This window comes from Pseudomonas sp. TUM22785 (assembly GCF_028198105.1).
Classification (GTDB): domain Bacteria; phylum Pseudomonadota; class Gammaproteobacteria; order Pseudomonadales; family Pseudomonadaceae; genus Metapseudomonas; species Metapseudomonas solani.
On sequence record NZ_CP116239.1, the window covers coordinates 1,807,602 to 1,829,348 of the forward strand.

At 66.6% G+C, this 21,747-nt stretch carries 26 protein-coding genes; 11 read left to right on the forward strand and 15 right to left on the reverse strand.

Going from position 1 to position 21,747, the window contains the following annotated elements; all coding sequences use genetic code 11:
- Window positions 1-140: 140 nt before the first annotated feature.
- Window positions 141-980, forward strand: coding sequence for a CvfB family protein (locus PI990_RS08525; protein WP_021216923.1), 840 nt, complete (start codon window positions 141-143; stop codon window positions 978-980).
- 190 nt (window positions 981-1,170) lie between these two features.
- On the forward strand, window positions 1,171-1,440 hold the full coding sequence (locus PI990_RS08530; RefSeq protein ID WP_021216922.1) for a DUF3509 domain-containing protein: 270 nt from the start codon (window positions 1,171-1,173) through the stop codon (window positions 1,438-1,440).
- 174 nt (window positions 1,441-1,614) lie between these two features.
- On the opposite strand, the gene PI990_RS08535 is transcribed toward PI990_RS08530, so the two are convergent.
- From PI990_RS08535 to PI990_RS08545, 3 genes are all read right to left on the reverse strand, one after another.
- Window positions 1,615-1,941, reverse strand: a complete 327-nt coding sequence (locus PI990_RS08535; RefSeq protein WP_271660363.1) for a hypothetical protein — start codon at window positions 1,939-1,941, stop codon at window positions 1,615-1,617.
- Between the two features lie 266 nt (window positions 1,942-2,207).
- The gene (locus PI990_RS08540) at window positions 2,208-2,732 is read right to left on the reverse strand and encodes a DUF4124 domain-containing protein (RefSeq protein WP_271660364.1); all 525 of its coding nucleotides are present in this window, start codon (window positions 2,730-2,732) and stop codon (window positions 2,208-2,210) included.
- A gap of 86 nt (window positions 2,733-2,818) precedes the next feature.
- Window positions 2,819-3,754: a DMT family transporter gene (locus PI990_RS08545; RefSeq protein WP_271660365.1), complete on the reverse strand. Its 936-nt coding sequence runs from the start codon at window positions 3,752-3,754 to the stop codon at window positions 2,819-2,821.
- Window positions 3,755-3,877: 123 nt separating this feature from the next.
- Between PI990_RS08545 and PI990_RS08550 the strand changes: the two genes are divergently transcribed.
- Complete coding sequence (locus PI990_RS08550; RefSeq protein WP_271660366.1) at window positions 3,878-4,792, forward strand: LysR substrate-binding domain-containing protein; 915 nt, start codon at window positions 3,878-3,880, stop codon at window positions 4,790-4,792.
- Window positions 4,793-4,904: 112 nt separating this feature from the next.
- On the opposite strand, the gene PI990_RS08555 is transcribed toward PI990_RS08550, so the two are convergent.
- Window positions 4,905-5,081: a hypothetical protein gene (locus PI990_RS08555; RefSeq protein ID WP_021216917.1), complete on the reverse strand. Its 177-nt coding sequence runs from the start codon at window positions 5,079-5,081 to the stop codon at window positions 4,905-4,907.
- Between the two features lie 100 nt (window positions 5,082-5,181).
- Window positions 5,182-5,391 carry a cold-shock protein gene (locus PI990_RS08560; protein ID WP_021216916.1) on the reverse strand — a complete coding sequence of 70 codons (210 nt, stop codon included), beginning with the start codon at window positions 5,389-5,391 and terminating at the stop codon, window positions 5,182-5,184.
- A 297-nt stretch (window positions 5,392-5,688) separates the two neighbouring features.
- On the opposite strand from PI990_RS08560, the gene def reads away from it, so the two are divergent.
- From def to wecB, 3 genes are all read left to right on the forward strand, one after another.
- Window positions 5,689-6,228, forward strand: coding sequence for a peptide deformylase (def, locus tag PI990_RS08565; RefSeq protein WP_043244388.1), 540 nt, complete (start codon window positions 5,689-5,691; stop codon window positions 6,226-6,228).
- Between the two features lie 104 nt (window positions 6,229-6,332).
- Window positions 6,333-7,886 (forward strand): ComEC/Rec2 family competence protein, encoded by a 1,554-nt coding sequence (locus PI990_RS08570; RefSeq protein WP_271660367.1) that lies wholly within the window; start codon window positions 6,333-6,335, stop codon window positions 7,884-7,886.
- Between the two features lie 113 nt (window positions 7,887-7,999).
- Window positions 8,000-9,154 carry a non-hydrolyzing UDP-N-acetylglucosamine 2-epimerase gene (gene wecB, locus PI990_RS08575; RefSeq protein ID WP_271660368.1) on the forward strand — a complete coding sequence of 385 codons (1,155 nt, stop codon included), beginning with the start codon at window positions 8,000-8,002 and terminating at the stop codon, window positions 9,152-9,154.
- 18 nt (window positions 9,155-9,172) lie between these two features.
- Here wecB and PI990_RS08580 read toward each other — a convergent pair whose 3' ends face one another.
- From PI990_RS08580 to PI990_RS08590, 3 genes are all read right to left on the reverse strand, one after another.
- Entirely contained in the window at window positions 9,173-9,511 is a 339-nt protein-coding gene (locus PI990_RS08580) for a DUF2025 family protein (protein ID WP_271660369.1), read from the reverse strand.
- Window positions 9,512-9,669: 158 nt separating this feature from the next.
- Entirely contained in the window at window positions 9,670-10,209 is a 540-nt protein-coding gene (locus PI990_RS08585; protein WP_271660370.1) for a hypothetical protein, read from the reverse strand.
- A 173-nt stretch (window positions 10,210-10,382) separates the two neighbouring features.
- Entirely contained in the window at window positions 10,383-10,514 is a 132-nt protein-coding gene (locus tag PI990_RS08590; protein WP_271660371.1) for a hypothetical protein, read from the reverse strand.
- Window positions 10,515-10,810: 296 nt separating this feature from the next.
- On the opposite strand from PI990_RS08590, the gene PI990_RS08595 reads away from it, so the two are divergent.
- The 3 genes from PI990_RS08595 (at window position 10,811) to PI990_RS08605 (ending at window position 14,115) form a co-directional block, all read left to right on the forward strand.
- Window positions 10,811-11,614 (forward strand): PP2C family protein-serine/threonine phosphatase, encoded by an 804-nt coding sequence (locus tag PI990_RS08595; RefSeq protein WP_263403249.1) that lies wholly within the window; start codon window positions 10,811-10,813, stop codon window positions 11,612-11,614.
- 22 nt (window positions 11,615-11,636) lie between these two features.
- Window positions 11,637-13,193 carry a serine/threonine-protein kinase gene (locus tag PI990_RS08600; protein WP_271660372.1) on the forward strand — a complete coding sequence of 519 codons (1,557 nt, stop codon included), beginning with the start codon at window positions 11,637-11,639 and terminating at the stop codon, window positions 13,191-13,193.
- A gap of 61 nt (window positions 13,194-13,254) precedes the next feature.
- Entirely contained in the window at window positions 13,255-14,115 is an 861-nt protein-coding gene (locus PI990_RS08605; protein WP_021216907.1) for an FHA domain-containing protein, read from the forward strand.
- A gap of 26 nt (window positions 14,116-14,141) precedes the next feature.
- Here PI990_RS08605 and PI990_RS08610 read toward each other — a convergent pair whose 3' ends face one another.
- From PI990_RS08610 to PI990_RS08625, 4 genes are all read right to left on the reverse strand, one after another.
- On the reverse strand, window positions 14,142-14,561 hold the full coding sequence (locus PI990_RS08610; protein WP_052351362.1) for a DUF4019 domain-containing protein: 420 nt from the start codon (window positions 14,559-14,561) through the stop codon (window positions 14,142-14,144).
- Window positions 14,558-14,854 (reverse strand): hypothetical protein, encoded by a 297-nt coding sequence (locus tag PI990_RS08615; protein WP_271660373.1) that lies wholly within the window; start codon window positions 14,852-14,854, stop codon window positions 14,558-14,560. The genes PI990_RS08610 and PI990_RS08615 overlap by 4 nt, the downstream gene beginning before the upstream one ends.
- 19 nt (window positions 14,855-14,873) lie before the next feature.
- Window positions 14,874-15,119 (reverse strand): hypothetical protein, encoded by a 246-nt coding sequence (locus PI990_RS08620; RefSeq protein ID WP_184490746.1) that lies wholly within the window; start codon window positions 15,117-15,119, stop codon window positions 14,874-14,876.
- A 121-nt stretch (window positions 15,120-15,240) separates the two neighbouring features.
- Entirely contained in the window at window positions 15,241-15,846 is a 606-nt protein-coding gene (locus PI990_RS08625) for a glutathione S-transferase (protein WP_271660374.1), read from the reverse strand.
- Window positions 15,847-15,973: 127 nt separating this feature from the next.
- Here PI990_RS08625 and PI990_RS08630 point away from each other — a divergent pair, with 127 nt between their 5' ends.
- Complete coding sequence (locus PI990_RS08630; protein WP_271660375.1) at window positions 15,974-16,873, forward strand: LysR substrate-binding domain-containing protein; 900 nt, start codon at window positions 15,974-15,976, stop codon at window positions 16,871-16,873.
- 54 nt (window positions 16,874-16,927) lie between these two features.
- On the opposite strand, the gene PI990_RS08635 is transcribed toward PI990_RS08630, so the two are convergent.
- The gene (locus PI990_RS08635) at window positions 16,928-17,320 is read right to left on the reverse strand and encodes a hypothetical protein (protein WP_031286856.1); all 393 of its coding nucleotides are present in this window, start codon (window positions 17,318-17,320) and stop codon (window positions 16,928-16,930) included.
- Between the two features lie 1,027 nt (window positions 17,321-18,347).
- Window positions 18,348-19,613 (reverse strand): OprD family porin, encoded by a 1,266-nt coding sequence (locus tag PI990_RS08640; protein ID WP_021216892.1) that lies wholly within the window; start codon window positions 19,611-19,613, stop codon window positions 18,348-18,350.
- Between the two features lie 215 nt (window positions 19,614-19,828).
- On the opposite strand from PI990_RS08640, the gene PI990_RS08645 reads away from it, so the two are divergent.
- Window positions 19,829-21,163 (forward strand): CSLREA domain-containing protein, encoded by a 1,335-nt coding sequence (locus PI990_RS08645; RefSeq protein WP_271660376.1) that lies wholly within the window; start codon window positions 19,829-19,831, stop codon window positions 21,161-21,163.
- On the opposite strand, the gene PI990_RS08650 is transcribed toward PI990_RS08645, so the two are convergent.
- Window positions 21,142-21,633 carry an Lrp/AsnC family transcriptional regulator gene (locus tag PI990_RS08650; RefSeq protein WP_271660377.1) on the reverse strand — a complete coding sequence of 164 codons (492 nt, stop codon included), beginning with the start codon at window positions 21,631-21,633 and terminating at the stop codon, window positions 21,142-21,144. The two genes, PI990_RS08645 and PI990_RS08650, sit on opposite strands and share 22 nt — an antisense overlap.
- Between the last annotated feature and the right edge of the window lie 114 nt (window positions 21,634-21,747).

The window sequence follows — 21,747 nt, forward strand, 5'->3', positions numbered from 1 at the left end:
CGGCCGCGCATCGAATTCTGTGTGCCGAGTCGTTTCTGCAACCTGGCGACGAGTGGTGGGGAAAGGCCGGTGGGCGGCGTGCATGGCCCGGTGGCGCGCCCGCCTGTAGAATGCCGGCCTTGTTCATTGAGGTAAGCAAGATGGCTCTGATCGGGCGATTCAATTCCCTGCCGGTGGTGAAGCACACCGAATTCGGCCTGTATCTGGACGGCGACCAGGACGGCGAAATCCTCCTGCCCAAGCGCTATATCCCGAAAGATCAGCCCACCGAGATCGGTGACTGGCTCAACGTCTTCGTCTACCTGGACAGCGAGGACCGCCTGATCGCGACCACGCAGAAGCCCAAGGTGCAGGTGGGCGGCTTCGCCAGCCTCAAGGTGGTGGAGATCAACCGCATCGGCCTGTTCCTCGATTGGGGCCTGCCCAAGGACCTGCTGCTGCCGCACTCGGAAGAGAAACGTCCGCTACAGGTCGGCGACTATTGCGTGGTGCACGTCTATCTCGATCGCCGCACCCGTCGCATCACCGCCACCGCGCGGCTGGACCGCTACCTCGACACCACCCCGGCGCGCTACAGCGTTGGCCAGGAAGTCGACCTGCTGGTGGCCGACGAAACCGACATGGGCTTCAAGGCCATCATCAATGACCGCCATTGGGGCCTGATCCACCGCAACGAGATCTTCAAGTTCCTGCGCAGCGGCATGCGCGAGAAGGGCTTCATCCGCGAAGTGCGCGCCGACGGCAAGATCGCCCTCAGCCTGCAACCGGTGGGCGAGCAGCTGGCCACGGGCCTCAACGAACAGATCATCGCCAAGCTGCGCGAAGAAGGCGGCTCCCTGGCGGTGAGCGACAAGAGCCCGCCTGAGGTGATCTCGCGACTGTTCGGCGTGAGCAAGGGCAACTTCAAGAAGGCCATCGGAGGCCTGTACAAGCAGGGCCTGATCCGCATCCACGACGACCGCATCGAACTGGTCGGCTGAACCCCGCCCACCCTTCGCGGCATTGCATTTCGCCCGGTCGATTTTTGCTCGATCGGGCAATATGCACGAAATCGCTGCGCTTCAATTCGCTCAACCCATTGATTTATCTGGGATTGCCGTTGTCAGAGAGCTGGCACGATGACTGCAATGAACCCCCTCAGGATAAAAAAGCTCACTGGGAGTGAACGATATGGGTCTCGACATCAAGAAGTTGGCCAAGGCCTTTCCGGACTACGAGTTCAGTGCGCAGCTGCGCCCCGATGGCGGCTACGTGGTTGCGCTGGAAAAGGACGGCACGCGTTTTCAGCGGGTCGTTCCGGCACTGAAGGTGCCCGAGCAACTGGAGTGGACCATCAGCACCATCAAGCGCGACATGGCCCTGGAACTGGGTGAGGTGCCGCCGGTGGAGTCGCTCAAGAGCCTGCGCAAGACGCCCCTGCCGCGTTACTTCAACGCCTGATTACCAGCGGCGCGAAAACGGCCATCAGCTTCGGTTGATGGCCGTTTTTTTGTGCCTGCGTTTTCTCCAGGAGGGAAGGGCGGCGTCGGGGTGTAGGGGCGACTTCAGTCGCCCACGGCGCGCAGCGCCGCTGTCCCACAGAGGAGCTCACGCGCCAATGGCCTTCCCGTTCGATCAGGTCTCGACGCCCTGCACGGGCGGCATCATCTGTTCGTCTTCGCCGGGTTCACGCTTGTCGGCCTGCTGCGGCGGCTGGTCCTGCTGATCCTGTTCCTGCTTTGGCTTGCCGAGCCAGTCCTGGGTGGATTTCTGGGCTTCGTCCACCTGCTTGTTGACCTGCTCCACCGCTTCGTTGATGGCTTCGCGGGCAACGTTTTCGGCGGCTTGCTGGGCCTTGTCGGCGAGCTTGTTGGCCGACTCTTCGGCCAGGTCGCAGCCGCCCAGGGCCAGCAGCAGGGCGCCGCCCAGGGCGAAGGAGGTGAGGCGGGAAGCGGATTTCATCTGGGTACTACTCCGTGGTGGCCGGGCCTGGTGAACGTGGCCCATGGACGCGCGGCATGATCGAACAGGACGGCTCGCGTTGGAACGCCCCGCTGCGGGGAAACTGTGTGCGGAGATGACAGGCGGGGAGGGTGGAACAAGCCTCGGGCCCCCAGCGGCGACTGTATTGGGCCCGAGGCTTTGAGGCCGTCGGTCAGCCGGCCTCGTACTCACTGACCGGCGGGCGACGGGGAAGGTTCCCAAATTGGCATAGAGGAGATGGGCGGTCAGGGACTGGTGTCGTCCGTACCTGGCTGATTTTGCTGGGAAGGGGGCGGCCAGCTCTGATGGCTGGATGGGTTTCGCTGGTCCAATTGGCGCTGCTGTTCCTGCACCTTGCGCTGCAGCTCCTGGATGCGTTTTCTATCGAAGTCGCGCTCGTAGCTTTCGTGCTTTTCCCGCTCGGCTCTTTCGCGCATCTCGCTGACCCGCGCATCGCGGCTGCTGCTGGCGCTGTCTTCGATCACGGTGACGCGTGAGCCCCGACCCGAGGAGTGGCTGCCTTCGTCGCGCTCTTCGTTGCGTGGGCGCGGTTGTTCGGCGCTGCCCTGGATATCGACCTGGGGCAGGTTGACCGGGGGCGGCGCCACGCCGGAGGGCGCAGCGGGCTCGATGATGCGGGTGGACTGGCCTTCGCTGGCTGGGCAGGGAACGGCGGAGTAGCTGGTGGTGCCGTCGTTGCCGACGCATTTGAAGACCTGGGCCTGTGCCAGGACCGGCAGCAGGCAGAGGCCGAACAGGGCGGATCTCAAAGTGCTTCCCTCACTTCGTTCGAAACGGCCGACAGGCTAGCAGCCGGCCGATGCGCACGAAAGAGGTGGCAACTCGCCGCAGGGGCTCAGGCGCCGGCGTTCGCCGCCCGCCGCCGGGCCAGGCGCTCGCGCAGCAGCTCGGCGCCGCTGACCAGCAGCAGCCCGGCCAGCACCAGCGTAGCGCCGAAGACGAAGCTGGAGGTCAGCGGCTCGTTGAGCACCAGCACGCCGAAGCCGACGCCGAAGAGCGGGGTCATGAACGACAGCATCGACAGGCGCGAGGCCAGGTAGCGACGCAGCAGCCAGAACCAGGCGACGTAACTGAACAGCGCCACCACCAGCACCTGGAAGCCGAGGCTGAGCAGGGCCCTGTCGCTCAGGTGCAGCTGCGTCTTGCCGGTGGCGAAGGCCACGCTGAGCAGCAGCACCACGGCGCCGGCGAGCTGATAGAAGAGGGTTTTCACCGGTGCCGCCTCGGACAGCGAGGAGCCACGGATCAGCACCGTGGTCGCCCCCCAGGCAATCGCGGCGATCACGCCCATGGCATCGCCCAGCAGGGTGGCGCCGCTGTCGTTTCCGGGGTTGCCGAGAAAGGCCAGGGCGATGCCGCCGAAGGCCACCATTACGCCGAGCCACTGCACCGGCGAGAGACGTTCCTCCGGCAGGATCAGGTGCAGGCCGAGGGCGGCGAAGATCGGGGCGGTGTAGAGGAACACGCCGATGTGCGAGGCGGTGCTGCGCACCAGGCCTTCGGAGATGAAGAGGAATTCCAGGGCGAACAGCAGGCCCACGCCCAGGCCCGGCAGCAGGGTGCCGTCACTGAAGGCGCCACGGCCTTCGCGCCACAGGGTGATGAGGCCGAGCACCAGGGCAGCGACGCCGGAGCGGATGGCCAACTGCATGATCGAGGAGACGTCGTCGTCCACCAGCTTGATCGACACCTGCTGGAAGCCCCAGATCAGGCACAGCACCAGCATCAGGCTGCAGGCGAACAGATCCAGGGGCAGGCGGCGGGCTTTCATCGATGGTCTCGCAAGGCAGGGGCCGCGAAGCAGGCGGCCAAGGCGGGCAGAATCGCTTCACGCCGCCTTGCATTCAAACGATGTTTTGTCATCATGCTTTGACTTCAACTCAAAGCAGAACCCATGCGTACGCCATCGCTCATCGCCTTGCGCGCCTTCGAGGTCGCTGCCCGTTGCCGTAATTTCACCGAGGCGGCCAGCGAGCTTTCGGTCACCCCCGGCGCCGTCAGCCGGCAGATCCGCCTGCTCGAGGAAGAGCTTGGCGTCAGCCTGTTCGACCGCACCCGCAACACGGTGACCCTCAACGACAATGGCCGGCGCCTGGCGGCCACCGTGTCTGAAGCCTTTGCACTGCTGGCGCACGGCGCCGATGCGTTGCGTGGGCTGCGCGAGGGACCGGTGCACATCACCTGCGCGCCCTCCATCGCCACCCATTGGCTGATGAAGCGCCTGAACCAGTTTTCCACCCTGCACCCGGACGTGACCCTCAGCCTGGAGTCCACCGAGGAGCTCATCGACCTGGAGCGGGGCGAGGCCAGCCTGGCCATCCGCTTCGTGACCGCCGGCACTCGCTTGCCGTCGAGCGAGCTGCTGTTTCGCGAGGCGTTCTTCCCGGTGTGCAGCCCGACCTATCTGCAACAGCACCCGCTGCGCGAACCTGCCGACCTGGTGGGGGCGCGGCTCATCCACGCCACCTGGAAGAGCGCGTCGAAGCTGAGCATCCCCAGCTGGGGGGATTGGTTCGACCAGCATGTCGGCCCCGGCGTGGACGCGTCGGCGGGCATGCGTTTCGGCCTGATCGGCCATGCGATCCAGGGGGCGGTCGCCGGCCAGGGGTTCGCCCTGGGCTCCACGGCCCTGGCGGGGGATGACATCGCCCAGGGTCGCCTGGTGCTGCCCTTCGGCCAGGCGTGCCGCATCACCACGCCCTGGGAATACCGCTTGGCCTGGAGCCGCAAGGCCACGCCCGGTGAGCGGCTGCGGCGGCTGATCGATTGGCTGGTGGCAGAGGCACGCAGCAGCGCCGCCGATATCTGACCCAGGCGGGTCGCGGCAGGCAGGAAAGGCGAGGGAAGCGAGGGAGGTGCTGCGAGGGTGGAGCTGCGCCCGGCGAATGAGTCATCTCACTCGCCAGGGGGCGCGGAGGGCGTTACTTGCCGATGCGGATGTGGCGGCTGGGAGCTGCCTGACCACTGACACCCTTGGCGATCTTCTGGATTTCGCCACCGGACTTCAGGAAGGCGGAAACCTGCTCGGCGATCGATTCGCTGGTTTCGACGGCGGGCGGAGGCTTGGGCTTGCTGCTGTGGGAGTTCTTGATGCGCATTGGGGGCTCCTTATCAGGACAGTGCCGCAGGGCTCGGCGGTGGAATAAATACCCTGAAAAAAAAACCGGCCCGAAGGCCGGTTTCTTTGTACGGCAGTGATTAGATCACTTGTACTTCGTCGGCTTGCATGCCTTTCTGGCCCTGCACAGCGATGAAGGAAACCTTTTGGCCTTCCTTCAGGCTTTTGAAGCCGGCGCTCTGGATGGAGCGGTAGTGAACGAACAGGTCCGGGCCGTTATCGGTGGTGATGAAGCCGAAGCCTTTTTCATCGTTGAACCACTTGACGGTGCCAGTTTGACGATCAGCCATTTTGAAACTCCTTGAACAAAGTTGACACGGCGTTGGAACTTTCCAGGCCGGACTGAGCGCAAAGAGTGGATAAATCGAAGGCTTGAAACCGTGGATCGATTTACGGTGACACATGCAGCACAGTGCGCAACACCATACCCGTCCGCGCGGGGATTGCCTATCGTTTTATTCGCATCGGCGAAAAAGGCTCCTTCCGTCTGTCGCTCCGCTTTCCCGCCGCGCTTCGCGGATGCCTTGCAACGCCGCGTGGTTACAGGCTTCATCCACTTTTGCCCTTACCTCGTCGAGCGCTCACCGATGATCCGAGAAATCCTCAAGATGGGGGACCCGCGCCTGTTGCGCGTTGCGCCTCCGGTCCCCGCCGAACTCTTCGGCAGCGATGAACTGCAACGCCTGATCGACGACATGTTCGAGACCATGCATCACGTCGGCGGGGTGGGCCTGGCCGCGCCGCAGATTGGTGTCGACCTGCAGCTGGTGATCTTCGGATTCGAGCGCAGCGAACGCTACCCCGATGCGCCGGCGGTGCCGCCGACCATCCTCATCAACCCGGTGATCACGCCCCTGGGCGAGGAACTGGAGGAGGGGTGGGAGGGCTGCCTGTCGGTTCCCGGCCTGCGCGGCGCGGTGAACCGCTACCGGGCCATCCGCTACCAGGGCGTCGACCCGCAGGGCAACGTCATCGACCGCCGCGTCGAAGGCTTCCATGCGCGGGTGGTGCAGCACGAATGCGACCACCTGATCGGCCGCCTCTATCCGTCGCGCATCACCGACTTCGCCAAGTTCGGTTTCACCGAGGTGCTGTTCCCCGGGCTCGATCCCGCCGCCGACGACTGACCGCGCCGCCCGACCTTGGTCGGGAAGCGCCGCTGCGCCCGGCAACCCGGCGTGACCTCTTCTATGCTCCTGCGCGCCCGACCATGCGCAAAAGGAGCCTGAGCATGACCACCACCGCTGCCGTGCTTGCCGTCGACCTGGCCAACGTCTACGACGCCCCCAAGGGCGGCAAGCTGCTCTACACCCTGGCCTGGGGTGACTATGTCGATGTGCTGGAGGTCACCGACACCCACCTGCGCATCGCCACCCACACCTACCAGGAGCGTTCCGACGGCAGCATCCTGCCGGTGGCCACGGAGGCCTGGCTGGTGCCGCCGAAATCCGCGCGACGGGCGAACGGTGGTCGCCTCAAGCCGGCCGACCTGGTGCTGCCGCGCGCGGAAAACCGCGTACTCAAGGTCAACTTCGTCGACGTGCAGCAGGGTGATGGCGCGGTGGTCGAGAGCCCCGGCGGCAAGGTGATGCTGGTGGATGGCGGCGACAACCAGATGTTCGCCCGTTACCTGGCGGCGCGTTATCGCGGCACCTCCGATGATGCGCCGCGGCCGATCGATTGCATCCTGGTGACCCACGGCGATGCCGATCACTTCTCCGGCCTGACCCAGATCCAGCGTTCCGAAACCAACGCCGAGCCGCGCAAGCGGCTGTTCATCGAGCCCCGGCGCATCTACCACAACGGCCTGGTGAAGCGTTCGAAGAGCGGGCGCAAGGAAACCGAACTACTCGGCCCGACCCTGGACGCCGACGGCCTCAAGCTGCTCACCCCGCTGCTGGACAGCCCATTGCAGGTGCCGGCGGAGGAGATGAACACCGACTTCCGCGCCTGGCGCAAGGCGCTGGAGGCCTGGCAGGCGCGGGCCGAGCGGCTGGGGAGTGCCCCCATCGAGTTCCGCCGGTTGTCCCAGGGGCAGCACGATGCCTTCGACTTCCTCCGTGACGAGGGGCTGGACGTGCAGGTGCTCGGCCCCCTGCTCAGCGAGTCCGGCGGCGCCAGTGGCCTGCCCTTTCTCGGCAGCCCGCCCTCCGGCCCGCGTATCGGCCACGAGTCGCTGGACATCGGCGCCGAGGGCTTCGCCGGCTATTCCGCGTCCCACACCATCAACGGCCACTCCATCGTCTTCCGCCTGCGCTACGGCGGCTTCAGCTACCTGTTCTGCGGCGACCTCAATGACGAGGCCGGGCGTACCCTGGCGCGGCAGCATGACAAGGGCGAGATCGACCTGCGCGCCGAACTGTTCAAGGTGCCCCACCACGGCTCGGCGGATTTCTCCGGCGGCTTCTTCAAACGCGTCGAGCCCATCGTCAACATCGTCTCCAGCGGCGACGACCCGATGAACGAATACATCCACCCCCGCGCCACCCTGATGGGCGCCCTGGGGCGCTACTCGCGGGTGGACGAGCCGCTGGTGTTCGTCACCGAGCTGGTGGCCTTCTTCCGTCTGGAGGGCTGGGCGCACCTCAGCGACAAGGACAAGGCGGAGAAGCGCGGCGACTTCTATGCCTTCAGCCGCAGCGCCTATGGCCTGGTCAAGACCCGCACCGACGGCAAGCGCCTGCTGGTCTACACCGACAGCGGCAAGGCCGAGCTCAAGGAAGCCTATTGCTACGAGCTGGATGCCGAGGGCGTGCCCCGGCCGGCGGTGGTGATCAAGGTCTAGGCCGGGACTGGACATCCCGCGCAAGCGGGGCTTTCCTCTCCTTGGGGCGTCCCGGCCGCGGCCGGGCGATGTGTTCCAGGGAAGTAACCCCCCACACCGCCAAGGAGTGAGTCATGGCCTACCGCGCAATGATGATCCTCGGTACCCGCGCCGAGGCCATCAGGATGGCCCCACTGGCCCGGGCGTTGATCCGGCTGCCGCAAATCCACCTGCATATATGCACCGCCGGGCCGGCTGGCGATGACTTGCCGCAGCTGTTGCAGGCGTTCGAGCTGGAGGTGGATGACGATCTCGTCGCCCTGATCGAAGCGCCCAGCCTCAACGCCTGTTCCCAGCACTTGCTCGGCCAGCTCGACCCCATCTATGCGCGCCTGCAACCCGATGCCGTGCTGGTGCATGGCGACACCACCACCAGCCTCATCGCCGCCTTGGCGGCCTTCCATCGGCGCATCCCGGTGGCCCATGTCGAAGCCGGGCTGCGCACCAGCGAGCCCCAGGTGCCCTGGCCCGAAGACGCCAACCGGCGCCTGGCTGCGGTGCTCGCCGACCTGCACTTCCCGCCCACCCGCAAGGCACGGGACAACCTCCTGCGTGAAGGCGTGCCTCTGGAGCGGATCGAGGTCGCCGGCAATACGCTGATCGATGCGCTGCTGTGGATGCGCGGCCACCTGCGGGGTCGCAGCTGGCGCCCGGAGCCGACATCGCCCCTGGCGCGGCTGGGTGAGTCACGTCGGCTGGTGCTGGTCAGTGGCCAGCGCCGGGACAGCCTGAGCCCCGGCCTGGAACGCACCTGCCAGGCCCTGGCGACGCTCGCCGGGCGGTATCCGGAGGTGGATTTCGTTTGCGCCAAGGACCTCGTCCCGGCGCTGCGCGAGCCGGTGCAGGCGCTGCTGGCCGGGCATGCCAACCTGCTGTTGCTGGCGCCCCAGGACTACCGCCACTTCGTCTGGCTGATGGATCACGCCTACCTGATCCTCACCGACTCGGTGGATATCCAGGAGCAGGCGCCGGCGCTGGGCAAGCCCTTGCTGGTGCTGCGCAAGCTCGCCGAACGGCCCGCCGTACTGGAGGGCGGCACCGCGCTGCTGGTGGGCACCGATGTGCACCGCATCGTCGACCAGACCGCCTTGCTGCTGGAGGATGCCGAGCTGCACGAGCGCATGAGCCGGCCCTTCACCCCCTATGGCGATGGCCACGCCAGCGAACGCATCGCCGCGCGGCTCTGTGCCTGGCTGGAACAGCGGCGGGCGGAAAAGCGCTGCGCCTGAGCCGGGACGGGGGGGGCTTCAGGCCTCCAGAGTGGTGGGCTTGAGGCAGCGCTCGGCGGTGATTTCCGGCAGGTCCTTGCGGCGCATGTAAACGCGTAGCGGCTCGGTGACATTGAGGCGGTCGTCGATGTTCTGCTCCAGCAGCAGCTGGATCAGCTCGCGCTTGAGGGTCATGGTGCGGTCGCCGTGGGGCTGCCAGACGAATTCGCAGGCCGGCATGATGCTGTCGTTGTCCACGTCCATGCCGAAGGAGTCTTCGCTGAAGCGCACGATGTGCCGCCCGGTCTTGGTGTTGAGGCCGACGAAGCCGGCCAGCTGATCGGCGGCGGCGCAGATGCCGCTGGAGGTGATGCTCATGGGTAAACCTCGCTGGAGGGTCCTTGGACCCGGGTCTGGTCTACACGCGCAGGCGAAGCGATGGCCCGGTCTGGCGCCGGGCTCGGCGAGGGATTGTGCAGCAGGAAAGGCCAGGCGGGAGGACGGCGTATTGCCGCAGGCCGCCGCCCGGCCGGGGCTCATTCTTCCGGCGGCGCTGCGGGCGGCGGCGGTGGCGGGGCAACCAGGGCATTGACCACCGCCAGGGCTTTCTCGAAGGAGGGGTAGCCGCTCTTGGCGACATCCAGGTTGGCGTAGTCGGCGCGGTACAGCTCGGCCTTCAGCGGGTCGGCCTCGGTGATCAGGAAGGGCTCGGCGTAGATCTTGTAAAGCAGCGCCGTGGCATGGGGGTGGTGCTTCGCCGCGGCCTGTTCCAGCAGGCTGAGCACCTCGTCCACCTGCGGGCCCTCGTGGATCTTCAGCACCGCCTGGTAGAAGGGCACCTCGCCGCGCCGGTCTTCGGCCTCTGCACGGCTGAGCAGGGCCGAGGCCAGCTCGAAGCTGTCCGGCTCGCCGGAGGCGACCAGGATCTTCGCCTGCAGCATGTCGTTCTGGTACAGCAGACGCTCTTCGCGGCACTGCTCGCCGGACATCGGCTCATCACAGGACTGGGAAGCGCAGCCGGCCAGCAGCGGCAGGCCCAGCGCGAGCATCCATGCGTTGACACGTTGGTAGACCATCGATCGTCCTCGGACCCCGGAGAATAGGTGCTTCGACCCCCGCCGCCGCGCTGGGTTCGCCGCCATGCGAAAGCGCCCGGCACCGGAGTTCCGGTACCGAGCGCTGATAGAAGTTGATCCACTGGATGGCGGCCCTGTTCGTTCAGCCCGCCGTCCCCCTGCCTGCTGACAACCTAAGGCAACGCCGCATGGCTGCCCAGGAGGCCGTCACCATGCTTCTTGTCACGTTTGGCCACGCGCTTTTCATGGGCGCTCTTCAGCGGCTTCTTCTTGCTTTCCTTCTTCGCATTCATGCCTTTGCTCATGCGGTTTCTCCGTCAGGTAGTCGGGGTGGTGCATCCATGCCATGCAACGCTCTTGATCACCCGCACCTCCTTCGGCTGCCCGAGCCGGCCATTTGCTGCTACACCCAGAAAGCATAGTCGGGAAGTGGCGCTCTGCAGGCCGCGACAAAGCCTCGACTGTTTAACACTTGGGCATGGAAAGCCGCGACAGCGCCCGCCCGGGGTCGCATCATGCCGGGTTGCGGTGGCGGGCCGGGGGCGAGCCTCTTGGAACCGCGCCGGATGACTTCACGCGGCGGCAGTACGGACGGAACAGCATGGGAATGACGCCTGGCCAGGAACCCCTGGGCTATGCGGCGCAATCGGTCGCAGGTCGGGTTCGCGATCACAACGAAGATGCACTGCTGTGCAGGCCGGCGCTCGGCCTCTGGGCGGTCGCCGACGGCATGGGCGGCCACAGCTGCGGCGAGGTGGCCAGTGCCATCGCCCTGGAAACCCTGGAGCGCGAACTGGCCGCCGGCCTGCCCCTGGAAGTGGCCGTGCACGGTGCCAACCGTGCCGTGCTGGAGGCTGCTGCCGGCCTCGACGACGAACGCCGGGGCATGGGCACCACCCTGGTGGCCGTGCGTTTCCAGGGCAGCGACTTCGAGCTGGCCTGGGTCGGCGACAGCCGCGCCTACCGCATCGACGCCGCCGGTATCCACCAGATCAGCCGCGACCACAGCTGGGTCCAGGCCCTGGTGGATGCCGGCCAGATGACCCCGGCGGAGGCCCGTGTCGACGCCCGCCGCAACGTCATCACCCAATGCCTGGGGCGTGACGACCAGGAACTGGAAGTGGGCCTGCTCAACGGCAGCCTGCAACCCGGCGAATTGCTGCTGTTGTGCAGCGACGGCCTCAGCGGCGAGCTGGAGGACGGGGAGATCCACGCCCAGTGCAACAAGGCCCGGACGCTGGACGGCATGGTCGATCAGCTGATCGTGCTAGCCAATAGCCATGGCGGCAGGGACAATATCACCTGCATCGTGCTGGGCCTGCCCGCGCAGGAGCAGGAAGCGCCGCCGGAACCCCCGCCGCGCTCCTTCCTCAGCCGCTTGTTCAAACCCCGAAAACAACGATGAATCCGACGCGCATCGACTCCCTATGAATGACAGCTTGCTAGAAATACCCGGCTACAGCGTCCACGGCCGGTTGGGCAAGGGCGGCATGGCCGAGGTCTACCTCGCGACCCAGGAGTCGCTGCATCGCCAGGTGGCGGTCAAGGTGCTGCAGCGCCTCGACGACGAATCCTTCAGCAAGCGCTTCGTCAAGGAAGCGCACCTGGTCGCCTCCCTGCATCACCCCTCCATCATCACCATCCACGACATCGGCCAGCTCGCCGACGGGCGCTACTACATCGCCATGGAGTTCGTCGCCGGTGGCGACCTGGCCCAGCACCGGGGCGAGCGCTTCGAGCCGCAGCGGGCGCTGGACATCGTCCGGCAGATCGCCGCCGCGCTGGTGGTGGTGCACGACAAGGGCATGGTCCACCGCGACATCAAGCCGGCCAACATCCTCTTCCGCGAGGACGGCACCGCGGTGCTCAGCGACTTCGGCATCGCCAAGGAGCTGGAACTCGACAGCGAGCTGACCCAATACAACGTCGCCGTCGGCAGCCCCGCCTACAGCAGCCCCGAGCAGGCCCAGTGCCAGCCGCTGGATGCGCGCAGCGACATCTACAGCCTGGGCGTGATCCTTCTGGAGATGCTCACCGGCGCCAACCCCTATCGCGGCTCCAGCTACACCCAGACGGTGATGAACCACGTGCAGCTCGAACTGCCGCGCCTGGTCGGTGCCCTGGAGCCTTATCAGTTCCTCCTCGACCGCATGCTGGCCAAGGACCCCGAAGAGCGCTTCGTCGACTGCCGCGTGCTGCTGGCCAGCCTGGCCGAGCTCAACGAGGGCGAGATGGACCACACGCGCCTGACCCCGACGCACAAGCCCGATACCCGTGAGCGTGCCACGCGCCCGCGCAAGGCCGCAGCGACCACGCCGCAGGCTGCCGCGCAACCCGCGCCGCGCCGTGGCCTGCCGGTGTGGGGCTGGGCACTGCTGGGGATGATCCTGCTCGCGGTCGGCAGCGGCTTCGGCTACCACCTGCTGCAACAGAAGAAGATCGACGACCTGCTGGCCCAGGGCGAGCTGCGCCTGGGCGCCGGCAGCCTGGTGGAGCCGGCCGGTGACAGCGCCGAGCACTACTTCAACCAGGTGCTGGCCCTGGATGCCGGTAACGCCGCCGCCACCGCCGGCCTGGCCCGTGTGCTGCAAGCGCGGGTCGACGGCCTGGTGGCCCTGGGTGACCAGCGCCTGGCCGAAGACCGTCTGCTACAGCCCGAGGGCGACAGCGCGGTGGCCTACTACCAGAAGGCGCTGGCCCTGCAGCCCGAGAACTCGCATGCCTTCAGCGGCCTCGAGCAGGTGGCGCGGCGCTTCGCCCTGCTGGCCGAGGACGCCTACGGCCACCGTGAATTCACCCTGGCCCAGGAATACATCAAGGGCGGCCTCGCGGTGGCGCCGGAAGACCCGCAGCTGTTGCAGCTGCAGGCCGACCACGCCACGCGCGTGCGCAAGGCCCAGTTGGTACGCAACGCCAGCCAGGCGCGGCAGCAGCAAAAGACCGCCAACCCGGTCAAGCGTTTATGGAATCGCATCTTCGACTGATGCGCGTTAACAGGTCAGCTGGGCGATCGGCTTGGCGCAACCAGGATCAAGGATTTCGGACATGCTCAGGATTCACTTCGCAGACAATCGCCAGGAGCCGGTCTGGCTGGTGGACGAACGCTTCACCATCGGCCAGGACGCGCGCAACAACCTGGTACTGAACGAGGTCGAGGTCAGCCCCTTCCACGCGGAAATCCGCCAGGACCACGGCCTCTACTACCTCACCGACTGCGGCACCCGCAGCGGCACCTTCGTCAACGGCGAGCGCATCGGCGCGCGCTACCAGCTGCGCTCCGACGACCGCGTGCGCATCGGCACCCTGGAGCTGCTGCTGGTGGACCCGGCCAAGGTCAAGCCCAAGGCCGCGCCCACCGCGCGCTGGTTCCTTCAGGTGATCAAGGGCGAGCACGAAGGGCAGAAGTACCACGTCACCGGTTCCATGACCTTTGGCCGTTCGGTGAAGTGCGAGCTGTGCTTCAGCGACCTGGAGCTGTCCCGCCGCCATGCCGAGTTCTTCCTCAAGGACGACGTGCTGGAGATCAAGGACCTGGCCTCGGCCAACGGCGTGTTCGTCAACCAGCAGAAGGTCGGCACCGCCGTGCTGGCGCCGGGCGACCAGGTGCGCATGGCCTCGGTCACCCTGCTGGTGATCGGGCCCAAGGTGGAAGTGCGCCAGGCTGCCGACGAAGACGCCACCCAGTTCGTCCGTGTGATCGACCTGCCCAAACCCGTTGCCACGCCGCGCCCGGCCAGCCAGCCGGCGGTGGCCAACCCGTTGCACGCTGCTCCGGTCGCAGCTGCAGCCGAAGCTCCGGTAGCCAAGGCCAGCGATGACGAGCGCACCGGGCGCCTGGTGCTGATCGGCGGCATCGTCCTGGCCGTGCTCGGCGCTGCCGCCGTGGCCGCCAAGTTCCTGCTGTAAGGCCCGCTGGCCGGCCTGCGCGACCTTCAGTCGACGTAGTAGCCGGCCACCCGCCAGGTGCCGTCGGTGTCACGCATCGGCGTCACCGTCTCCACCGCATCACTGTGGTGCTCGAAATTGCTGCGGTATTCCAGGATCACGTACTCGCCGTCCGGCAGGCCCGGCAACTGGGTCGCGTACTTGGCCGACTGCAGGATGCGGGCGCGCACCGGACCCAGCGGCGAGCGTAGGTCCACCGCCAGGTTGATCCAGTCGTAACGCGTCACCGAGTGACGGAACAGGCTCGCCGCCTGCTGCCAGCTGCTCAGGTAATCCTCCCGGTCGGCGATCACCAGCCAGGCGCGCGCGGCGGCCTTGGCCTGCTCGATCTTCTGCGCTTCCGAGGCCTGGGCCAGGGTGCAGGCCAGCAGGCCGAAGGCCAACAGGGCGCTGCGTAACATCTTCATCCTTCTCTCCTTGAGCCGACGGCTTGCCCGCCGATGCGATACACCTGGTGCAGCACGATGCGCAGCGCCAGGCGGCTTTGTGCGTCGTCCCGCGGCAGGTCGAAGCGGGGTAGCCAGGCACGCCGCGAGCGGATGTCCGCCCAGCGCCGGCCGTTACGAATGCGGAAATGGCAGAACGGCTGCTGCCCCAGGTAGAAGCTGCCGGGGCGCGGCTCGCTGATGCGCGGCCAGTTCCTGATCTCTCCCAGCAGTTGACCGAGGTCCGCCAGGCCATGTTCCGGTTTTCGCGCCATGGGGCCTCCGGGCCGGGGCTCAGAAGACATAGCGCGCGGGACTGCCAAGCAGTGTCCGTGCCAGCGGGCCGGGTTGGGGCAACTCCAGGCTCAACGGCAGCACGGGGGCGGGGCTTTGCGTCGTGGTGGTGGGCAGATACAGGTCCTGGGCGTGGCCCTTGTCGAGGCGGGCCAGGGCCTGCCAATCGGCGGCGGCCAAGGTGCCGGTAAGCGCTGCCAGGCCGGCGATGGCCAGCAGCAGGTCGAAAGCGCGGGTGAGGGTCATGGCGACTGTCCCTGTCGGAATGGTGGTCGCCTGCACGAACGGCAGGCCGCCGGAGCTGCCAATCCTAGGCCGCCACGGCGGGGGAATATTGCCTGCTTTGTCGGGGAACTGTGAAGCTTTGTTAAGTCATGGGCGTAGCGACGAAGGCCGGCAGGCGCTCGGCGCGTTCGGCGAAGTTCGCCAGCACTGGGTAGCCCGCGGGCTCCAGTTCCTCGGCGATTACCAGGCGCGCGAAGCCCCAGGCCACCGCCAGGCTGATACCGTCCTGGCCCATCTCGCGGCCTTCCGCCAGGGGGCGCCGGGCCAGCTCCGCCTCCAGTTCGCTGCAGGCCGCGTGCAACTGGTAGCGCACCCGCTCCAGCCAGGGTGCGTGCTGCTTCTCCTGGGGGCGCAGTTCCTTCTCGTAGACGATCTGCACCGCCTTCTCGCACAGCGCCAGGGCCAGGCCCACCACCCGCAGGGCCTGGGCGCGCGGCGCCGCTGCGGCGGGCAGCAGGCTGCGGCCGACGAGGGTTTCCAGGTAGTCGAGGATCAGGCCCGAGTCCATCAGCACGGTGCCGTCGTCGAGCACCAGGGTGGGCGCCTTCACCACCGGGTTGATCGCCTTGAAGGCATCGAAGTGGCGAAACACCGAAACCGCCTCGTGCTCGAAGGGGATGTCCAACAGGTGCAGGCTGATGGCAACCCGGCGGACATAGGGTGAATCCAGCATACCGATCAGTTTCATTAACAGGTTCCTTGGCGGGTGGCGGGGAGTCCAGTGGCCGTAGGGACGGGCCAGGAGCTGAAAAATAGCCGCTCGCAGGCTCCGCGAATATCGATAGTTTCTGCCGATTCCTGTTAGTTTCACTTACATGAAAAACCTGCCTCCCCTGGCCTCGTTGCGCAGCTTCGAGGCGGTGGCGCGCCTGGGCAGCATCACCCGGGCCGCCGCCGAACTGCACGTCACCCACTCGGCCATCAGCCAGCAGATCAAGCAGCTGGAGCAGTTGCTGGGCCTGGTGCTCTTCGTTCGCGAAGGGCGCGGGCTGCGCCTCAACGAGGACGGCCGCCTCTATGCCTTGCAGATCCGCCGGGCGCTGGAGGACATCGGCGAAGCCACCCGCCTGGTGCGCGACCGCCCCGAGCGCGAGGCGCTGACCATCGCGGTGATGCCGTCCTTCGGCGCCCAGTGGCTGCTGCCGCGCCTGTCACGCTTCCAGGCGCGCCACCCGCTCTACCGCATCCACCTGCAGGCCAGCCTCGGGCTGCAGGACCTGCGCCAGTCGGGCATCGACCTGGCCATCCGCATGGGCCAGGGCAACTGGGAGGGGCTGGAGCGACGCCGGCTCTTCGATGACGAACTGCTGCTGGTGGCCTCGCCGCGCTTCAACGGCGGCGACCTGCCACAGACGCCCCAACAGGCTTTGCACCTGCCGCTGATCCGCACCGCCGAACCCTGGCTGCGCTGGTGCCAGGCCGCCGGCGTGGAGGAGCCGCCAGCCGACCAGGGCCTGTGGATAAACGATTCCAACCTGGTTCTGGAGGCCCTGCGCCTGTGCCAGGGCATCGCCCTCGAACGGCGCAGCCTGGTGCAGGGCGCACTGGCCCGTGGCGAACTGGTGCAGCTCACCGGCATCAGCGTGCCCTACGCCTTTCCCTACTGGCTGGTGTGGCAACCGGGCGACGGCGTGGGCCAGAAGCACGAGGATTTCGGCACCTGGCTGGACGAGGAGGCCGCCCTCTATCGCGCGTCCATCGGCCAGGAGCAATGATCGGCGTGCAATAAAAAGGGAGCCCTGGGGCTCCCTTTTGCGTTGCGCGGGGCGTCAGTCCGCCAGGCGCTGGTCGCGGCGCAGCTGCAGCAGGTCACCCTTGGTGCACTGCTGCGGCTGGGCGGAGGTCAGGTCGTAGCAACGCTGACCGAAGCCCATGGGCCAGTAAATGATGGCGAAGGGCGGCCAGAAGATCGACGCCACGCGGAAGCGCGCGCGCAGCTTGCCCTGCTGAACCAGCGTGCCGTGGCTGTCGGTCAGCTTGTAGGGGATGCCGCCGGCGGAGCTCCAGAAGAACGGGCGGGTGGTGACCATGCCCTGGCTGAACTGCTGGGGACGCTCGTAGACGGAAACCTTGGTGTCTTCCGGGAGCTTGAAATAGGTACGGGTGGAGCAACCCCCCGCGACCAGGGCCACCGCGACGATGGCGGCCGTGCGCTTGAACATCTTCACATCCATTCCTTTATGGGTACGACTTCATCCAGGGCGGCCAGGCCGCCGGGCGCGCATGTTGCCCATCTTTCGCTGATGGCGCCAGGCCATTAGTCGGTTGCGCCGCCGATCGGCCGCTTTTTTGTGCGCCGGTCGAGGTTGAAGCGGGGAGCCGCAAGCCCCGCTGCGCCGACCTCCGCTCTTTTGTGGGAGCGGGGATTCATCCGCGATGCTTTCAAGGGCGCGTGCATCGGGTAGGCGTAGGGTGGCGCGTAGGGTGGGCTTCAGCCCACCGCTTATCGAAGCGTGGGTCTATCGCCGAGCACCTCCCCTGCACCTGATTGCCGAGCAAATACCCTGCACCCATGCCGGGTTGCACCCGACCTACGAAAGCGAAGCTCCGTCTGCCCGGTGGGAGCGGTTTCAACCGCGAAGAGCTGATCGCGAATTCATTGGCTCTGTCTGCGTTAAGTGTTGCTAGAGGATTTGAGTCCAGCTGATTGCCGAGCTCTGGTGATGTTTCTGGTTTCGCCCCCCCGGGCGAGTCCCTTTTTTCAATCGCCAAAAAAGGAACCAAAAACGCTTGCCCCATCATCCGGCCCCGGCTTCGCCGGGGTTCCCTCACTCCATCGTCGCTCTGGGGGCCGGCGCGATGGGCCATCCATGGCCTGGCGCGCCTCTCGCGGCATCCATGCCGCTCGTCCCCCGGCGCAACGACTGCGTTCGGCCTCCTGGAGGGGCCTTGGCGGTTGCTCCAACTTTCTTCGTCCAGCGCATCGCCACGTGGTGCGCACGGACTTTCGTAGGATGGTGTAGAGCGAAGCGAAACCCATGCGGTGGAGGTGGCACGAACCCTTGGGCGCCCGGAAATGGCCGGGCTTGAGCCCTTGCATTAAAACCACAACAGCTAACGCAGACAGAGCCAATGAATTCGCTCCCACTGGAAGAGGGTGGTGCAGGTAGCACGCTTGCCTGGCGCTCCCACCCCCACAAAAAAGCCCCGACGCTTTCACGCCGGGGCTTCTTGTTCACGAGGGCTCGATCAGAAGATGTTGACCGGGTACTCGACGAATACGCGGACTTCGTTGCCGTCGTCGACGTAGCTGCTGATGTTGTTGGAGGCACGCAGCATGGAGCCGCGCAGCTTCATCTTCAGGTCCTTGGCCGGGCCTTCCTGGACCACGTACTGCACCTGGTTGAAGATTTCGCGCTCCTGGCCGCGGCCGCCCTGGCCGGCGTCGATGTTGTCGCCGCGCACGTAGGCCACGCGGTAGCTCAGGCCGGGTACGCCGTATTCGGCGAAGTCCAGGCCGTAGGCAACCTGCCAGGAGTTCTCGTCCTTGCCGTTGAAGTCGGACCAGTAGGAGTTGGCCAGCCAGATGGTGGTGCCGCCGTCGCCGATGTAGTCGCCGCTCTGGTAGCCGCCGTACAGGTAGCCGATGTCACCGCTGCTGCGCTGGTGCGCCAGGGTGAAGGAGTGGCCGCCCAGGGCGTAGGTGGCTGCCAGGCTCCAGATGCGGTTGTCGCGCGCGTCGCTGGCGGCGAACTCCTTGTCCAGGCGGGTCTTGTAGCCGTTGAAGTCCAGGGTCACGGACTGGTCGTCGGCCACCGGGATGATGTAGTTCAGGTTCAGGTACTGCTTCTTCAGCACGTCCTTCACGTCGGAGGCGTAGAGCGAGGTGCTGAACTGGTCGTTGAACTTGTAGCTGCCGCCGTACACGTCGATGCGCTTCAGGCCGCCGCTGTCGCGGGCCTCGGCGCTCTTCTGGGCTTCGGCGTTGAAGCGGCCGACGTTCAGTTCCAGGCCTTCGATCTCCTTCGAGGTGATCAGGGTGCCGGTGTAGCTTTCAGGCAGCAGGCGGGAGTCGTCGTAGCTCAGTACCGGCAGGGCGGGCATCTGGTCGCCGACCTTGATCACGGTGTTGGAGATGCGGGCCTTGATGGCGGCGCCGGCACGGGCGATGTCGTCCTGGGCGTGGCCGCTGTCACCGGGCTTGAAGAAGTCGATGCCGGCAGCGCCGACGCGGCCTTTGCCACCGTCCAGGCGCAGGGCGTACAGGCCGAAGGCGTCGACGCCGAAGCCTACGGTGCCTTGGGTGAAGCCGGAACTGAAGTTACCGATGAAGCCTTGGCCCCACTCCATGCGGTCGGACTTGGTGTGCTTGTAGTCACGGTTCATGTAGGCGTTGCGCAGCAGCACGTTCAGGCTGCTGTCTTCGACGAAGCCCTTGGATTGCGCCTGCTCATTGGCGAAGGCGGGGGCAGAGGCAGCGATGCAGAGGGCGATCAGGCTCAGGTTTTTTTTCATTGTAGGTACTGCTCGGTTTTCGAAAGGCGGCGATTCTGAACAAGTCGCACGGTGGGTTCAAGACCGTCGAAGAGCCGGGTGGCGTGCACGTGATGACCTGTCGTCGGCGCGTCGCACCACCAGGGGGGATAACCGCAGCGTCGCGCGGTCCATTCCAGATCGGCCCAGGGAAGGGCGGCTCCGCACGATTCCAGCCCCTGAAGAAGGACTCCTCCATGGCGACCGATCCGTCCACCCGCACCGCGTTCCTTTCCCTGCTACTTGGCCTCGCTGCCCCGGCGGCCCTGGCCGAAGACATTCGCGTCAGCAAGACCGGCGACAGCGACGACGGCGTCTGCAACGCCGATTGCTCCCTGCGCGAGGCCATCGCCTACGCCGCCGCGCAACCCGGCAGCCACCGCATCCAGCTGGCGGAAGGGCGCTACGTGCTCGACGCCATTGATGCGGCCCGGGGCACTGCCGACGAGGGGCTGGTGGTCAGCGGCGAGCTGACCCTTATCGGCGCCGGCACCGGCAGCACCGTGATCGACGGCGGCAACAACGGCCGCCTGTTCAGCGTCACCGAGGGCGCGCGGCTGCACCTGGAGCAACTGAGCCTGCGCAACGGCCGCAGCGCAACCCGGGGCGGCGCGCTGCTCAACCAGGGCGAGACGACCCTGGAGCACGTCGAGTTGCGCGACAACCACGTCTACGCCATCGACTCCGGCCCCGACCATGGCTGGGGCGGCGCCATCGCCAACTACGGCTGGCTGGACATCCGCTCCTCGCGGCTGATCGACAACCAGGCCTTCTCCGAAACCACCGATGAAGTCAGGGGCGGCGGCCTCTACAACGCCGGCCAGCTGCGCATGCGCAACTCCACCCTGGAGCACAACAGCAGCTCCAACGGCGTCGACAACGGCTTTGGCGGTGGCCTCTACAACCAGGGCTACGCCGACATCGCCCGCAGCGCCCTGGTGCGTAACAGCCAGGGCGAAGGCGGGCTTGGCGCGGCCATCCTCAATACCGGGGTGCTGCGCCTGGTCAACAGCACCCTCAGCGCCAACCAGACCTATTTCGGCCGCGGCGTGCTGGTCAACGGCCGGCCCCAGGGCCAGGGCGGGGAGGGCGCCCAGGCGCTGCTGGGCAACGTCACTGTCGCCAACAACGGCAACTTCGGGCTGATGAACTTCGCCTCGATGGCGGTGCGCAACAGCCTGGTGGCCGGCAACCGCTACATCAACGACGACAGCGAGGTGTTCGTGCGCAACTGCCTCAACCAGGGCAGCTACTTCAACGTGCGCGGCCTGATGCTGGGCAGCGACGGCCACGGCTGCAGCGCCGACCTGCCGCTGGACGACGCGCGCACCTTCACCGAAGTGCTCGAGGCGCTGAGCGCCGCACCCGGGGCGCCGGCCCTGCACCCGCTGCGCCCGGGCAGCCCGGCCATCGACGCCGGGGTCGGCACCTGCACCGCCAGCGACCAGCGCAAGCTCCCGCGCCCCCAGGACGGCAATGGCGACGGCGTCGCCGGCTGCGACCTGGGCGCCTACGAGCGCGCGGCGCCCTGAGGCGCGTCGAACCCGGTGGGGATCTCCAGCCCCACCTTGACGTTGCTCATGGAGACCAGGGTCTTGAAGCGCCGCACGTTGTTGCTCTCGAAGAACAGGCTGCGGGTCAGCTCGGTGTACTGCTCCATGGTGCGCACCGCCAGGATCAGCACGAAATCCCACTCGCCGGCGGTGTAGTAGCACTGCTGCACCTGGGGGCAGCGAGCGAAGCTGCGCTTCATCGCATCGAGCAGGTCGATGCGCTCGCTCTCCACCTCCACCTGCACCACCAGGGTCAGCGGGTGGCCCAGTTGCTCCGGCTCCACCAGCGCCACCTGGCCACGCACGATGCCCTCGTCGCGGTAGCGCTTCAGGCGTCGGTTCACCGCGGCGGCGGAGAGGTTAACCCGCTCGCCCAGCTCGCTTTGCGGCAGCGTCGCATCGCGCTGGATTTCCGCGAGCAGGCGGTGGTCATAGTCATCGAGGGTCATGGTTGCAATTCCTTAGTCAAGAAGCGCCGGCAGGTGAAATGGAATTCCACTTGAGCGGCTGATAACGCAAAAGAACGGCGGTGAGTGGGAAATATTATTTCACCACCTCGGTAT

What these genes read in the sequence shown, in the direction of transcription:
- PI990_RS08525 (WP_021216923.1), top strand. Translation starts at nt 141, where the DNA reads ATGGCTCTGATCGGGCGATTCAATTCCCTGCCGGTGGTGAAGCACACC.
- PI990_RS08530 (WP_021216922.1), top strand. Translation starts at nt 1,171, where the DNA reads ATGGGTCTCGACATCAAGAAGTTGGCCAAGGCCTTTCCGGACTACGAG.
- PI990_RS08535 (WP_271660363.1), bottom strand. Translation starts at nt 1,941, where the DNA reads ATGAAATCCGCTTCCCGCCTCACCTCCTTCGCCCTGGGCGGCGCCCTG.
- PI990_RS08545 (WP_271660365.1), bottom strand. Translation starts at nt 3,754, where the DNA reads ATGAAAGCCCGCCGCCTGCCCCTGGATCTGTTCGCCTGCAGCCTGATG.
- PI990_RS08550 (WP_271660366.1), top strand. Translation starts at nt 3,878, where the DNA reads ATGCGTACGCCATCGCTCATCGCCTTGCGCGCCTTCGAGGTCGCTGCC.
- PI990_RS08555 (WP_021216917.1), bottom strand. Translation starts at nt 5,081, where the DNA reads ATGCGCATCAAGAACTCCCACAGCAGCAAGCCCAAGCCTCCGCCCGCC.
- PI990_RS08560 (WP_021216916.1), bottom strand. Translation starts at nt 5,391, where the DNA reads ATGGCTGATCGTCAAACTGGCACCGTCAAGTGGTTCAACGATGAAAAA.
- def (WP_043244388.1), top strand. Translation starts at nt 5,689, where the DNA reads ATGATCCGAGAAATCCTCAAGATGGGGGACCCGCGCCTGTTGCGCGTT.
- PI990_RS08570 (WP_271660367.1), top strand. Translation starts at nt 6,333, where the DNA reads ATGACCACCACCGCTGCCGTGCTTGCCGTCGACCTGGCCAACGTCTAC.
- wecB (WP_271660368.1), top strand. Translation starts at nt 8,000, where the DNA reads ATGGCCTACCGCGCAATGATGATCCTCGGTACCCGCGCCGAGGCCATC.
- PI990_RS08580 (WP_271660369.1), bottom strand. Translation starts at nt 9,511, where the DNA reads ATGAGCATCACCTCCAGCGGCATCTGCGCCGCCGCCGATCAGCTGGCC.
- PI990_RS08585 (WP_271660370.1), bottom strand. Translation starts at nt 10,209, where the DNA reads ATGGTCTACCAACGTGTCAACGCATGGATGCTCGCGCTGGGCCTGCCG.
- PI990_RS08590 (WP_271660371.1), bottom strand. Translation starts at nt 10,514, where the DNA reads ATGAGCAAAGGCATGAATGCGAAGAAGGAAAGCAAGAAGAAGCCGCTG.
- PI990_RS08595 (WP_263403249.1), top strand. Translation starts at nt 10,811, where the DNA reads ATGGGAATGACGCCTGGCCAGGAACCCCTGGGCTATGCGGCGCAATCG.
- PI990_RS08600 (WP_271660372.1), top strand. Translation starts at nt 11,637, where the DNA reads ATGAATGACAGCTTGCTAGAAATACCCGGCTACAGCGTCCACGGCCGG.
- PI990_RS08605 (WP_021216907.1), top strand. Translation starts at nt 13,255, where the DNA reads ATGCTCAGGATTCACTTCGCAGACAATCGCCAGGAGCCGGTCTGGCTG.
- PI990_RS08610 (WP_052351362.1), bottom strand. Translation starts at nt 14,561, where the DNA reads ATGAAGATGTTACGCAGCGCCCTGTTGGCCTTCGGCCTGCTGGCCTGC.
- PI990_RS08615 (WP_271660373.1), bottom strand. Translation starts at nt 14,854, where the DNA reads ATGGCGCGAAAACCGGAACATGGCCTGGCGGACCTCGGTCAACTGCTG.
- PI990_RS08620 (WP_184490746.1), bottom strand. Translation starts at nt 15,119, where the DNA reads ATGACCCTCACCCGCGCTTTCGACCTGCTGCTGGCCATCGCCGGCCTG.
- PI990_RS08625 (WP_271660374.1), bottom strand. Translation starts at nt 15,846, where the DNA reads ATGAAACTGATCGGTATGCTGGATTCACCCTATGTCCGCCGGGTTGCC.
- PI990_RS08630 (WP_271660375.1), top strand. Translation starts at nt 15,974, where the DNA reads ATGAAAAACCTGCCTCCCCTGGCCTCGTTGCGCAGCTTCGAGGCGGTG.
- PI990_RS08635 (WP_031286856.1), bottom strand. Translation starts at nt 17,320, where the DNA reads ATGTTCAAGCGCACGGCCGCCATCGTCGCGGTGGCCCTGGTCGCGGGG.
- PI990_RS08640 (WP_021216892.1), bottom strand. Translation starts at nt 19,613, where the DNA reads ATGAAAAAAAACCTGAGCCTGATCGCCCTCTGCATCGCTGCCTCTGCC.
- PI990_RS08645 (WP_271660376.1), top strand. Translation starts at nt 19,829, where the DNA reads ATGGCGACCGATCCGTCCACCCGCACCGCGTTCCTTTCCCTGCTACTT.
- PI990_RS08650 (WP_271660377.1), bottom strand. Translation starts at nt 21,633, where the DNA reads ATGACCCTCGATGACTATGACCACCGCCTGCTCGCGGAAATCCAGCGC.